13 protein-coding genes are annotated in these 12828 nt (G+C 42.6%); 8 read left to right on the top strand and 5 right to left on the bottom strand.

What is annotated here, in order from left to right; translation table 11 throughout:
• Window positions 1–13 precede the first annotated feature (13 nt).
• On the bottom strand, window positions 14–1405 hold the full coding sequence (locus tag ACO067_RS22305) for a hypothetical protein (protein ID WP_421878531.1): 1392 nt from the start codon (window positions 1403–1405) through the stop codon (window positions 14–16).
• A 200-nt stretch (window positions 1406–1605) separates the two neighbouring features.
• On the opposite strand from ACO067_RS22305, the gene ACO067_RS22300 reads away from it, so the two are divergent.
• Both ACO067_RS22300 and ACO067_RS22295 read left to right on the top strand, forming a co-directional pair.
• The gene (locus ACO067_RS22300; RefSeq protein ID WP_421878528.1) at window positions 1606–2013 is read left to right on the top strand and encodes a hypothetical protein; all 408 of its coding nucleotides are present in this window, start codon (window positions 1606–1608) and stop codon (window positions 2011–2013) included.
• Window positions 2013–2930, top strand: coding sequence for an IS3 family transposase (locus tag ACO067_RS22295; RefSeq protein WP_421879946.1), 918 nt, complete (start codon window positions 2013–2015; stop codon window positions 2928–2930). The genes ACO067_RS22300 and ACO067_RS22295 overlap by 1 nt, the downstream gene beginning before the upstream one ends.
• A gap of 483 nt (window positions 2931–3413) precedes the next feature.
• On the opposite strand, the gene ACO067_RS22290 is transcribed toward ACO067_RS22295, so the two are convergent.
• On the bottom strand, window positions 3414–4031 hold the full coding sequence (locus ACO067_RS22290) for a histidine phosphatase family protein (protein ID WP_421878525.1): 618 nt from the start codon (window positions 4029–4031) through the stop codon (window positions 3414–3416).
• Window positions 4032–4333: 302 nt separating this feature from the next.
• On the opposite strand from ACO067_RS22290, the gene ACO067_RS22285 reads away from it, so the two are divergent.
• From ACO067_RS22285 to menD, 3 genes are read left to right on the top strand one after another with little or no spacing between them, the layout of a single operon-like run.
• Complete coding sequence (locus ACO067_RS22285; protein ID WP_421878522.1) at window positions 4334–4753, top strand: hotdog fold thioesterase; 420 nt, start codon at window positions 4334–4336, stop codon at window positions 4751–4753.
• A gap of 2 nt (window positions 4754–4755) precedes the next feature.
• Window positions 4756–5940, top strand: a complete 1185-nt coding sequence (locus ACO067_RS22280; protein ID WP_421878519.1) for an isochorismate synthase — start codon at window positions 4756–4758, stop codon at window positions 5938–5940.
• Entirely contained in the window at window positions 5937–7628 is a 1692-nt protein-coding gene (gene menD / locus ACO067_RS22275) for a 2-succinyl-5-enolpyruvyl-6-hydroxy-3-cyclohexene-1-carboxylic-acid synthase (protein WP_421878515.1), read from the top strand. The genes ACO067_RS22280 and menD overlap by 4 nt, the downstream gene beginning before the upstream one ends.
• Window positions 7629–7680: 52 nt before the next feature.
• On the opposite strand, the gene ACO067_RS22270 is transcribed toward menD, so the two are convergent.
• From ACO067_RS22270 to ACO067_RS22260, 3 genes are read right to left on the bottom strand one after another with little or no spacing between them, the layout of a single operon-like run.
• Window positions 7681–8649 (bottom strand): FecR family protein, encoded by a 969-nt coding sequence (locus tag ACO067_RS22270; RefSeq protein WP_421878512.1) that lies wholly within the window; start codon window positions 8647–8649, stop codon window positions 7681–7683.
• A 51-nt stretch (window positions 8650–8700) separates the two neighbouring features.
• On the bottom strand, window positions 8701–10107 hold the full coding sequence (locus ACO067_RS22265; protein ID WP_421878510.1) for a carboxypeptidase-like regulatory domain-containing protein: 1407 nt from the start codon (window positions 10105–10107) through the stop codon (window positions 8701–8703).
• Window positions 10104–10652, bottom strand: coding sequence for an RNA polymerase sigma-70 factor (locus ACO067_RS22260; protein ID WP_421878507.1), 549 nt, complete (start codon window positions 10650–10652; stop codon window positions 10104–10106). Before ACO067_RS22260 ends, ACO067_RS22265 begins: the two co-directional genes overlap by 4 nt.
• 15 nt (window positions 10653–10667) lie before the next feature.
• On the opposite strand from ACO067_RS22260, the gene ACO067_RS22255 reads away from it, so the two are divergent.
• The 3 genes from ACO067_RS22255 (at window position 10668) to ACO067_RS22245 (ending at window position 12828) form a co-directional block, all read left to right on the top strand.
• Entirely contained in the window at window positions 10668–11711 is a 1044-nt protein-coding gene (locus ACO067_RS22255) for an AMP-binding protein (RefSeq protein ID WP_421878504.1), read from the top strand.
• Complete coding sequence (locus ACO067_RS22250) at window positions 11701–12396, top strand: hypothetical protein (protein ID WP_421878501.1); 696 nt, start codon at window positions 11701–11703, stop codon at window positions 12394–12396. The genes ACO067_RS22255 and ACO067_RS22250 overlap by 11 nt, the downstream gene beginning before the upstream one ends.
• Window positions 12397–12471: 75 nt before the next feature.
• On the top strand, window positions 12472–12828 hold the full coding sequence (locus ACO067_RS22245; protein WP_421878498.1) for a DoxX family protein: 357 nt from the start codon (window positions 12472–12474) through the stop codon (window positions 12826–12828).

The following is a 12828-nucleotide window of genomic DNA, read 5'->3' as shown; positions in this document are numbered from 1 at the left end:
TGAGATGAAATAGTTAGGCTTTCTCTTGAAGTTTTGGGGCAGGTCTATCCCAATTGGACAAATTTTGAACAACAAGCATATAATACTCTAAAAGCATAGACTCTAAAACTTCCACGAATTTTCTAACACTTTCAAATGTTCTTCCAAAATCTCTAATCATTACGACCTTGAACTGTGTAATATCTGAAGCTTTATCGATTTCATAGAACTTTTCAAAGACCTTTAATCCATGACGAACATTGCTACGAGAGTATTTAACAATTACATCAATGAAAATCTCATTTTCGATTTTAGAGAACTCCTCAGGATATCTTGCCTTGCTCTTTTCAATTTGTCTTAGCATCCATCCCAAGCGACCTTTCATGCCTTTATCCAGCGGTGCGTCAACATCAACAGACATTGAAACGGTTCTTGTTATAAAATCTGCCTGAATGGATATCTCTGAAACAGAGCCTACGACCTTTAATGTCGATTGAAGGTGATGACTCTTAATCAACTTTTTTATGTCAGTGTCTATCTTGTAGGATTTAGAATCTCTTCCCAACTTCACCATTACACCTAGCTCTCTGCTTAGCATCAAACCCATATCCTTTTCCTCCTGTACCCAGCTTTCAACAGCCTCAATAACACTTTCATCATTTTGGTTTAATGGGCTTCTTGATAAGACTTTCTCTGACACTGCTTTCCAACCTGGTTTCATTTTATTGAAGTCTGTAACTCCTGAATCCTTATGTTCCAAGTAGGCTAAGACTTCCTTCATAATATTCACTTGGTCATCATCCTCAATATTAGTTTCATTTTTGAAAAGCAATAAATGAGCTATTGTAAGCAAATAAGTCCAAGAGAAATGATAGTTATTTATGCTAGAAGATTTCTTTATTTGATATGGTAATTGAGATTGATTTGGAGCAAATTGATTTGAAACGGTTATCATTTTATCCACACCAATTCCCTTGATCAAGTTCATGTAAGACTCTATTTGCTTGGAGTCGATCTCATTATTCTTATTCTTCATTTCGAAAAATGCAGCATCCTTGATTCTACCTGCACTAATAATGATTACCAATCCATCAAATCGCTCTTTTGAGATATTAGGGAAACAGATTTCTGTGTAAAATTTAGCTTTACCTGCTTTGCTAAGCTTGATATCAGAAAAGAAGCTTGCCCTATATTCATCAACATATTTAAGAGCAGACAAGAAGATTGAAGTCAAAGCCATTTCATCTCCAATCTTAATAAGAGGAATTAAGCGAGCTTTTCTAAGCTTTATCTCTCCATCTTCGATATAGCTTTTGAATTCCTCTTCATTAATGCCAATTAATTTCTTTAGTTTCTTTTTCATTATCTCAGCAATTGGGATGTTGTAAACAAACACTTCTACCCCTCCAAAATACCACTTTTCCACTCCTCTCCCAATCAAAACCAGTAGTTGGGATCAAAATCCCTAAAAGTGGGTAGCTCCGTTTAGTAGGATAATAAGGCTGAATAGGATTAAAGGAAGATGGATGAGTTAATTAAAGGTTTTCTTCTATCCAACCCTCCCTGATACCAGAGCTGCCAACTGACTTGTCCTGAAATGAGTTTACACAAAATGTAAACTAAAAAATGGACAAAACTAATATTAGGACAGGTGGCTCGATTAGCTGGGCTGAACGTGAAGAGATGATCAAGGAGTATCTGTCAGGCTGCTATTCCAAAATTGAGCTTTGGAAAAAATATACTGGACAGACAGAAGAGCACGGTCAGCTCCTCAATTGGATGCGGAAACTAGGTTATATCCAGGGAGATCCTAAGTTAAAACAAACGAAGTTGGTATCTTCACCTCGACAGCAGTTTACAATATTGGATAAACCAGAAAACGATAAAGACCCGGTAGAGCTTCAAAAGAAGATCAAGGAACTAGAGAAGCAATTGGAAGTAGCTCAGCTCAAAGTAGAGGGCTATGAGTTGATGATTGACATTGCTGAAAAAGAGCTAAAAATACCTATTCGAAAAAAGTCCGATACCAAGTAATAACCACCTTAAAGGAAAGGCATCAACGAGTTGCCCTGGGACGTTTATGCCTATTATTTGGTATTACCAGACAATCATATTACCAACATTACTGGAATGTTGAAGAAACAACGTTTGAACATCATTTGATTATTAATGAAGTGAAAAATATTCGTCAAAGCCATCCACGTATGGGTACTAGAAAATTGTATGAATTACTTGATCCGTTCATGCTTGATCATCAAATAATGGGTAGAGATGCTCTTTTTAATCTTTTAGCTGACAATAATTTGCTAGTCAAAAAAAGAAAAAGAAGGGTTTATACTACAAACTCATCTCATTGGTTGAAAAAATATCCAAACCTGATAAAGGAGTTTGTTCCAACATCTTCTAATCAATTGTGGGTCAGCGACATCACCTATTGGAAAATGCTTAATGGATATTTATACATCAGCTTTATTACAGATGCGTATTCCCATAAAATAGTGGGTTATTCTGTCTCAGAAACATTAGAAGCTATTGCCTCCATTAAGGCTCTTGAAATGGCTATAACATCGCTAAAGAATCCTGCAGAAAACCTTATCCATCACTCTGACAGAGGAATACAATATTGCAGTAGTGAGTATGTAAAGCTATTGCAGGATAATGTTATTCAGATCAGCATGACCGAAAACAGTGACCCTTTGGAAAATGCTGTTGCTGAACGTGTAAATGGTATTATTAAAAATGAATACCTCGAGTGCTATGAGGTTAACAATTTGAAAGAAGCACAACAGCTACTTGAAGAAGTTGTACGGCTGTATAATGAGCAGAGGCCTCACATGAGTATTTCAAATAAGAAACCTTCTCAGGTACATAATTCGGATTCTTTGAAAGTATCCAGAATATGGAAGAATTATTATCCGAATTCAACAACTGTAAACCTAGAATCGGATTAACCAAAAATTGTAAATAAATAATAGGACGTATCTTTTAACTTGTAAACTTATTTTAGGACGGGTCAGTTTTTATTGTAAGGTAAGAATGACTGGGAGGCTGCCATATAATCGAAATCGTCATTCCCTGTATTTCGTGCAAAAGCTATTAACCTGTAGGAGTGCACTGCGGAATTCTAAGGGAATCTTTGTGGAAAGAAGCGTCTTCTCCAACGGAAAAGAATCTCTTAGAATCGCAAATTATGTATCAAATGTTTGGTAAACAATTCAAGCGATTCAGGGAGTGACGAACACAGCTCATTCCCCGAAACACCCCTTGTCGGGCACCCCTTGTCGGGCACCCCTTGCCGGGCGCCCCTTGTCGGGACCCCTTGCCGGGCGCCCCAGAATCAGTATGCAAACAAGGAAACATGTAAGCAGATCTGGTGGATTCTAGGGGAATCTTCTAAAAAAGGAGCGTCATCTCCAACGGAATCTGGATAGTTGCTAATCCATTAAATGCCCCACCTCGTTAAACACCTCTATCGCATATTGTTCATCTGTTCGATTGACGATGTAGAGTCCCAGGTTTTTGTGGGGAAAGTTGTCCATCATGGATAGTGGGTAGTTCAGCATCCAGCAAAGCAAAATACGGATGGCCCGGCCATGAATGCAGACCAGAATGGTTTGCTCCTCTTCATCGGGTTTGCTCAGGATGTAATCAAAAGCATGCTGCTGGCGCTCAGCTACTTCTTGTGGAGTTTCGCCACCCTCTATGCGAGCTTCGATATCTCCTTCCGACCAGCGCTGAGCTGTTTGCTGATAGACCGTTGACGTTTCTGGCGTGAAGGCCACTCCCTCCTGGATCCCCCAGCTGATCTCCCGTAGGTCAGGCAAGGCTTCAAAAGGAACTCCATCCTCAATGAATCGTTTCACTGACTGCTCGGTGCGCATTAGGTTAGAAACATAAATCTTATCAAAAGGAATGTGCTGGTAAGCTTGATAAAAGGCTTCCGCCTGCTGCTCACCCGTTTCGTTGAGCGGCGCATCAATGCCGCTCCCCTGCACCATTCCTTTTTTGTTGTATTCGGTTTCGCCATGTCGGACGATGTAAAACTTCTTCAAATCTTCTGCTCGTTCAATCAGTCGGCAAACTTAATGGGTTTGTAGTATTTATGCTTATGTCATGCCTGCGCAGGCAGGCATCACATGATCCATCAACAACGTCACTTCCTCGTCGGGCACCCCTGAAATTCTGAATTAATTACATTGGTAGAAAATGAGCATCCAAAGAATTCGGGGAATGACGATTAAACATAAGGTGGGCTGTGTTATCTTGAAGATGACCACATCTAACCTCTAACAATCTAAAGTCTTCAGTCTATTATCTAGGGTCTATCAATTAGATTTAAGGCAAAATCAAACGCATGATTCCAGAAGGTGTAACCGTAGAAGGGCTAAACGAATTTTCCAAAGGCTGCATGGTCGAGTATGTAGACATCCGGTTTACGGAAGTGGGAAAAGATTACATCAAAGCAGAAATGCCCGTTTCTCACAAAACCAAGCAGCCATTTGGTTTGTTGCATGGTGGAGCCTCAGTGGTATTGGCGGAAACGCTGGGTAGTGTCGCCGCAGGGGTGATTGTGACTCCTTTGGGAAAACTCGCAGTTGGCCTGGAGATCTCGGCCAACCACATCAAAGGCAAAAAAGACGGAATGGTAACCGGAACAGCTAGACCCGTTCATATTGGACGAAGCACCCACCTATGGGAGATTAAAATAGAAGACGAACAAGGACAGCTGATTTGCTTGAGTAAAATCACCATGTCCATTCTCGATAGAAAATAAAAATGCAGGAACAGCTCAAAGAAACCTACCAGTTATCGACCAGAAAATCAGCTTTGGATTTTCTCAGGAAAGTACTCCAAACCAACTTTCCAGTAGCAGTATGGAGACTACCAGGCACTTCGTCCATCAGAGCGCTAATAGATCTTTCTGGAGCAGAAGGCGATCGAAATAGAGAAATAGAAAACCTCGATAAGTGCTTCATAATCAACGGATATGCTGACACCCACCCGACCAACCCTTTGGTACTGAAGGGAGATATCATCTTGCATTTGAATGATGCAAAGGTTTTGATGGATGTGAGTCCTACCCTTTCTGCAGAACAGTTTGAACACTTTCAAGAAAAGCTGGAAACAACTCATGACATCCAACCAACCAATTTTACTCAAAGCGTGCACCCGGACTATCCCGGAATGGTTTCAGAGGCGGTTCAGAAGATCAAAGAAGGTGTCCTACACAAGGTTGTGCTTTCCCGGTTTGAAGACTTTGACTTACCAAAAAGCTTTGATGCACTTACAACGTTGCAAAACCTCGCCAGCAGGTACGAAAATGCCTTTTGCTATCTGATCAACACACAGACCTACGGATGCTGGATGGGAGCTACACCTGAGAAACTGATTGCACTCAAAGACAATCAATTCTTTTCTACTGATGCGTTGGCTGGCACTCAGACATTGCCCGAAGACAAGGACCTCTGTGATGTGGCCTGGACGCAAAAAGAAATTGAGGAACAAGCGATGGTGAGCAGGTACATCATCGATTGTTTCAAAAAAATCCGTTTGAGGGAGTTTGATGAAATTGGTCCTAAAACGGTCAAAGCTGGAAATTTAACACATTTGAAAACCGAGTTTAAGGTAGACATGTACGCAACGAACAGTCCCATGCTTGGCAGTACCATGCTAGAACTGCTCCACCCTACCTCTGCCGTTTGTGGCATGCCCAGAGAACTTGCTGATGAGTTTATCAAAGCCCATGAAGGCTATGACCGATCATTGTATGCAGGATTTTTAGGTCCTGTTGGGTTTGAAGGAAATACCAACCTGTTTGTGAACCTGCGCTGTATGCAGGTCAGTGAATCCAAAGCAAGATTATTTGCTGGTGCTGGTATCACGGAAAACTCCAACCCGCAGAAAGAACTGGAAGAAACCGGTTACAAAATGCAAACCCTCTTAAAAGTGCTAAACGCATGATGAACCAAACGGTCTACGACACCTCAGAGGTGCTTGCCTTGAAAGGAATCAGGCATGTGGTCCTCTCACCCGGATCACGAAATGCACCTTTAACGATCAGCTTTGCCCGCAACTCTAAAATTAAAACTTACAACATCGTAGATGAGCGATCGGCTGGATTCATCGCTCTGGGAATGGCTCAAAAGCTCAAGGAACCAGTGGTCATTTGCTGTACATCAGGTACTTCCTTACTGAATTATGCGCCAGCTGTGGCAGAAGCGTATTACCAGGAAATTCCCCTAATCGTCATGTCTGCCGATCGTCCACCGGAGTGGATTGGTCAGCGTGATGGACAAACCATCGATCAGCTCGGAGCGCTGAGCAATTTCGTAAAAGGAACGTTTCAGTTGCCCTCCAGTCCGGAACACCAAGATGAACGCTGGGAGTATATTCGCAAACTTAATGATGCGGTGAACCTGGCGAGGTTCCCAAAGGTGGGTCCTGTGCATATCAACATTCCATTCAAAGAGCCGTTTTATCCTTTACCGGAGCAATCACTGGAGTTCTCTTCCAACCCAAAGATCATCGCACCGATAGCGACCAAAACGTCCCGAGAACTGCAGCCAGAAACTATCGCCAAGTGGCATCAAGCCAGTAGGAAGTTGATTGTGATCGGCCAACATGATCTGGACCAAGAATTGGATGAGCTATTGGAAGCAGTTGGAGATCAGACGGTTGTGGTAACGGATGTGATTTCCAATTCCACCTACAGTTCAGCTATCCGACACCACGATTTGTTTCTGGCAGGTATCGATCAGCGATTAGCCGATAGTCTTCGACCGGAACTGGTGTTGACCATTGGCAAATCGGTCATCAGCAAAAACCTGAAGCTGTTCCTGCGTAACAACCCAGCAACCGAACTATGGCACGTGTGCAGTCATGGGGATCAGATGGATACCTACCAGGCACTGACTGGAGTAATCAACGCAGACTCACGTGGATTCCTCAGGCAAGTCATTGATCGACCAGATAAATCTGATTTTGATCAGCAGATCGCCAGCAATTTCATTCAGAACTGGAAGTTGGCGGATGATACTACCAATCGAAAGCTAAACAAAGCACTCAGCGTACTGGACTGGGCCGAGTTTACGGCGTTTGATCAGGTGCTTAAAGCCATTCCTGAGGGATCTGATATCCACCTGGCTAACAGCATGCCGGTGCGATTTGCCAATTTCATCCAGCAGCTCAAACCAAACTGTGAGGTTTTCTGCAATCGCGGAACGAGTGGAATTGATGGCACAAATGGAACAGCCGTTGGTCATGCGCTCAGCACGGATCGACCTACCTACCTACTTACCGGAGATCTGAGCTTTTTCTATGACCGCAACGCGTTCTTTCATCCCTTTCCGCTGGACAACTTAAAGATCATTGTTTTCAATAACTATGGTGGTGGAATATTCCGTCTGATCAATGGGCCGGGTTCCTTGCCCGAATTGGAGCAGCATTTCGAGATCAGACACAGCCACACAGCAAAGTTTACGGCACTGGAGTACGATTTCGATTACCATGGAGTGAAAGACAAAGAAGGCTTAGAAAAAGCCCTACTTGCCATCAGTAAGGATCATAAGAGTCCGAAACTCATCGAGGTATTTACCGATCCGGCCACTAACTTGGACGTGTTCAAAGCCGTGAAAGTGGCGGTAAAGTAAAAAACCCTGACGCTTTAGGTCAGGATTTTGTCTATATAAATTGTCTTGTTTCTTACTGACAGCCTTCTCCCATGAAGATGACTTGATCTCCATTCATTTCATAAGTCATATTGAACGTTTCAGCAATCAGGTCAACTACTTCTTTTGCAGACTTCTTGTTGAACTTGGCTGTCAGGTAACACTCCTGCAGCACAGGGTTTTCAAAACTGACATCCAGATCATAAACATCATCTAGTACCAATCCCACGTTGCTCATCCGTGTGCGCTGGAAAGTGAGAATCTCATTTTGCCACGCCAGATAGTTAGTGTCAGATATTTTCTTCTTTTTGATTCCCTTCTCCCCAACGGCAATCATTCCCATCTCTCCTTTTTTCAGCTGAATTTCCATCACATTTTTGCCAAAATACTGCTCGTTCTGGGCCAGTGCTACCAAACCTGATTCCACCATCACTTCGGTAGTCAGACGATCTTCATTGGTATTCACAACGAACGACGTTCCAAGCACTTTCACATCCGCACTTTTGGTGTGAATGATAAACGGCTTGTCTTCATCTCGCTCCACATCGAAGTAAGCCTTACCAGTAATCGTCACTTCACGCACAGTTTTGAAATCACCCATAGTGATGCTACTTCCTTTTTGGACGGTAACTTCACTTCCATCAGGCAAGTCAAACACTGTTTTCTTCGCCATAACTTCTCCAAAAGGTTGATCCTCGATGTTTGGTCTAAGCAAGTAAAAAGCCAATCCTAAAATCACAATAACTGAAGCCGCCAATTGAAATGACTTTTGCTGCCAGAGTGGAACCACCGCCAGTGCCCGCTCTTCTTCTACCGGTTCACCTATGATCGACTGAAGCATCAATGGATTAGGTGCTTCATGAGGAGTGGCCGCTAACCAGGCTGTTTTGGAGTCTAGAAAGGATTTTGCATTCTCTTCAGATGCTCCTCTCCATGCGTCTACCTTTTCCTTCTCCTCGGTGGAGGCTTCTCCTGAAAAATACTTTGCTAATAATTCTTCCATCTAATTTTTTGAACTATGCTTTGTTAACAATCATTTGCTGCTTACCCCCTATCATTTCTGTAAAATATTATCTGATTTTGGGTCATAATCTATCGGCATTAATTCAGACATTCGCTCCCAACTCCAATAGCCGAGTGCCTGCATCTGCTCAGGCTTGGTAATCTGTCCGTTCCGCAATATTCTCACTTTGTCGTCATTAAGCAAAACTACACTTTGCTGTGTTAGGTTTGTTTTAGGTGAACTGGAATAATACAAGGTCGGCGTACTTTCCATTTTGGATCCTGGCACGTTTTCCTGATATGATGGATGCTGAAATTCTTTGGTGTACCGCACGACCAGGTAGTCATCAAATTTCAAATAGTAATTGCTATTCGCAATGTAGATAATATCTTCTCTCGTCACATCAAATGCACTAGCCGAAAGCTTCTCCAAATCACTGCTGAGATAAATCTGATAACCTTCGGACTTTAGCTGGTCATTCATCAGGGATCTAAAAAAATGAAAGCTAGACCCGTAATAACTCCGCTCACGGTTCTTTTTCCATCGCTTTTTTATTCGTCTATTTTCAGGTTCTAATGGCTCAAATGACGCCCGCACATGAAACCGGGTTTCCTTCGGACTGCTCCTAAAATAATCCAGCTCGAAAGTAACCCTGTATCCCAATCCAGTATTGAGCATGATCAACGGCTCTGCTGCAATCGCCTCGTAGGCATCGAGGCTATCTGAATAACTGAATTCCAGGATCTCAGGATTTTCGAAAGAGCACCTATTGGAATTGTTGGAGCTGCCAATAAACTCTTCGCTGAACTTGCGGTAATACTTCACCCAGTTATCTTCAGAAACTAATGGAAGAGAGGTGACTTGTACATCAGCCAGCACATTGACTTGCTCATTTAATTCTGCATTGATTGCGTAGTTTGCTGGTTCTGTGGAGTTGATTTCATAAGCCGCAGGCTTGAATCCAACATGAGAAAACACCACCTGATAGTTTCCTGGTTTTAGGTCAGTTAACTCATACTTACCCTCCACATCAGTATAGGTCCCAATAGTGGATCCGTTGATGAATACATGCGCTCCGAATATAGGTTCCCCACTTTTTGAATGATGTACCCATCCGGAAATCTTTGAGTAGATCCGTTTGTTACCCTGGTTGTCACGAATCACACGCCTGAGAATGATCTGGTCCTCAATCTTGGTGAACTCAAGATGTGTACCTATGAATAGTTTTTCAAGTAGCTCATCAATATACATCTTATCTTCATAGATGGTGAACAAACTCCCCTGAGGCATGATATCGGCATTGTAAGAGAAGAAGTAACCGCTCTGGCTTGAGATGCTATCCAACAGTACCTCCAAAGGTTTGTCCTTGAATGCCACGGACACAGTATCACGTGTCTGCGCACGCAGTTGCGAGGCTAAAAGAAAAATGATGAGTACAAAAAAAAGTCTCTGGGTCATTCTACCACTCTCAGATCGTGCAGGCGATCACGGAGCACTTTCAGGGCTTTACCCATTTGCACTTCTACAGTTTTAATGGATATTTCCAGGTGATCCGCTATTTCCTGGTACTTTAAACCTTCAAATCTACTCAACTTAAAGATTTCTGAACACCTCGGTGGCAATGCATTGATTTCCTCCATGATTCTTTTCTCCAGATCAGGCTTTTCTGGTTCATAGGAAGACTCAACAGCTTCTTGCATAAATCCCATCACATACTGTCGATAGGAGTCTTTTACTTTTTGATGCTTGAGGTAATTCAGGCAGGTATTGTGTACTGATCGGTAAAGGTAGCTTTTAACGGAAGAATCAGGTGCCAGCGTATCACACTTCTCCCAAAACTTCACGAATACATCCTGAACAATCTCCTCAGCTTCTTCCACCTCGTCCATAAATCGCATTGCGTATGATTTCATCAGCCCAAAAAAATCATTGAAGACAAGTTCAAAAGCACGTTTATCTTTGTTGCGCAGGCGCTCTACTAGTATATGGTCAGGGTCTTGCAAGCTAGATTGAATTATATGTTGATCAACTTTGAAAAAGAAAAGCTAACCATCGGTCAGCTATTGAGCAGAAATATAAATGATTTTATCACTGATGACGAAAAAAAGATTGTCAAGGTTATAACAGCATGGGAAGGAAAAACCCTATCTTTTCCATTAACTACCTCAGGATCAACAGGTAATCCAGCAAGTATTGAACTTACCAGAGAGCAACTGGCATACAGTGCACGCACGTCTCTATCTTACTTAGATCCCGACGCAAAGTTTGAATCTACTTTGCTTTGTATCAATCCTCATTTCATTGGTGGCATGATGGTCATCATTAGAGCACTGATCCGATCTCTTGATTTGACGTTCATTCCTGCCAGTTCCGGCTTAAAAAACCTTCCTGCCAACCAAACCTATGACCTCACTTCTTTGGTGCCCATTCAGCTACAGGAATTGCTAGATCATCACCCTCACAAACTTCAGCAATTTCGTACCATCCTGATCGGTGGCGCTCCTCTGCCTAAGCATTACCGGGATCGTTTGCAAGAATTCTCACATTTGCGAGTGTACCAAACCTACGGTATGACCGAAACAGCCAGTCATGTTGCGCTTAAAAGTTTATCAGCCAGCGAGGACCACTACCACACCCTGGGTGACCTACAGATCAGCACCGATGATCGGAACTGTCTCCAAATCAGAGGAACCATTACCAACAACCAATGGATTCAAACCAATGATGTGGTGCGTCTGGTCTCGCCAAGTGCCTTTGAATGGCTAGGCCGGGCAGATTTTGCAATCAACTCTGGAGGAATAAAAATTCATTCTGAAAAATTGGAAGAGCAACTAAGTGACCAGATCAAATTGCCTTACTTTGTGGCTGGTATGCCTGATGAACGTTTGGGTGAGCGTGTTGAGCTTTTTGTTGAATCCAGCGAGCCCTTGACCATCGGTTTTGAGCATATCGACAAATACCATCAACCAAAAAAAATCCACTTCCTGCGTAAGTTTGTTTACACGGAAAGTGGAAAGATAAACAGAAAGAAAACTTTAGCCTTAATCAGTCATGAACGTTAAAATATCCTATCAAACCCTACAATTGCCCCCTCCATTTGCCTTTGCTTACACACTGGACCTTACCTTTCAAAAAGAGGAGTTGCAAGTATCCTACGAGTTGGAATTTCTAAATCGTGATCAAATATCTCTGGAGGAAATCGAGGAAGAAGGATACAGCCAAAACGACGATTTTAGCTGGAAGGGATCTCTTGAAAAAGTGTGGGTAGATAACCTTCAGGAGGATCTGGCACAAATAGAGCTGGAAGATGAAAGTGAAGATTTTAACATTTACCTGCACGTGGAGTTTGATAACGGTAATCAAGGGCTGGCGGTATTGGCAGAAGACTGGGATTATCGGCTTCAGGAACTCATTCAGGCCATTTATGAGAAAGCTGGTCTGGAAGCCAAACTCCAAATGAAAGTGCTCCATATAGCGGGTAACAAAAGAGCCTTTTTTGAAATAGAAGGTTCGTTCGAAAAACTCTCAGGCACCGTTAATAAAAAACCCATCGACTGGGAAGAATTACATTTACTCATGGAAGACATCTACACGATAGACTTTGATGAGGAACCGGTCACCAAGCCCGAAAAGGACGGCCTGTGGATCGACCCGGATGGCACGGACAACTATCAGCTATTTGATCAGCAAGCCGGCCCTAAAGCCAAATCCATCATCAACCGTATTTTGGAGCGTCTTGCCGGTTAGCACAATCCGGTTGTCTTTGATTGCGCTTATGTATAAATTCATGTCCAAACAAACACTTAACCAGTTTTAACAGATATGAAAGGATTCGAATTTATGGGCAAACTGCTTTATGCCGTTCCCATGGCACTTTTTGGAGTGTTTCATTTTATCAATGCTTCTTCTATGTCAGGCATGGTACCTTCCTACTTGCCTGTACAGGAAGCATGGGTTTACCTCACAGGACTTGCTCTGATTTTAGCAGCGGTGGCAATTTTGACCGGTAAGAAAGCCAAATTAGCAAGCTTACTACTGGGACTGATGATCTTGTCGTTTGCTGTATTGATCCATATGAGTGGTTTCCTCAACGGTGACCCTTCTTCCTCTGCCATGTTTTTAAAGGACCTGGCCATTTCAGGAGCGGCATTCTTTATGAGTTCTAAACTGAAAAACTGA

Source organism: Marinoscillum sp. (assembly GCF_965229915.1).
Lineage (GTDB): Bacteria > Bacteroidota > Bacteroidia > Cytophagales > Cyclobacteriaceae > Marinoscillum.
This window is presented reverse-complemented; position numbering and strand designations above follow the sequence as displayed.

Excerpts from the sequence above, each read along its gene's own strand:
- ACO067_RS22300 (WP_421878528.1), top strand. The coding sequence starts at position 1,606 with ATGGACAAAACTAATATTAGGACAGGTGGCTCGATTAGCTGGGCTGAA.
- ACO067_RS22285 (WP_421878522.1), top strand. The coding sequence starts at position 4,334 with ATGATTCCAGAAGGTGTAACCGTAGAAGGGCTAAACGAATTTTCCAAA.
- ACO067_RS22280 (WP_421878519.1), top strand. The coding sequence starts at position 4,756 with ATGCAGGAACAGCTCAAAGAAACCTACCAGTTATCGACCAGAAAATCA.
- menD (WP_421878515.1), top strand. The coding sequence starts at position 5,937 with ATGATGAACCAAACGGTCTACGACACCTCAGAGGTGCTTGCCTTGAAA.
- ACO067_RS22270 (WP_421878512.1), bottom strand. The coding sequence starts at position 8,649 with ATGGAAGAATTATTAGCAAAGTATTTTTCAGGAGAAGCCTCCACCGAG.
- ACO067_RS22265 (WP_421878510.1), bottom strand. The coding sequence starts at position 10,107 with ATGACCCAGAGACTTTTTTTTGTACTCATCATTTTTCTTTTAGCCTCG.
- ACO067_RS22255 (WP_421878504.1), top strand. The coding sequence starts at position 10,668 with ATGTTGATCAACTTTGAAAAAGAAAAGCTAACCATCGGTCAGCTATTG.
- ACO067_RS22250 (WP_421878501.1), top strand. The coding sequence starts at position 11,701 with ATGAACGTTAAAATATCCTATCAAACCCTACAATTGCCCCCTCCATTT.
- ACO067_RS22245 (WP_421878498.1), top strand. The coding sequence starts at position 12,472 with ATGAAAGGATTCGAATTTATGGGCAAACTGCTTTATGCCGTTCCCATG.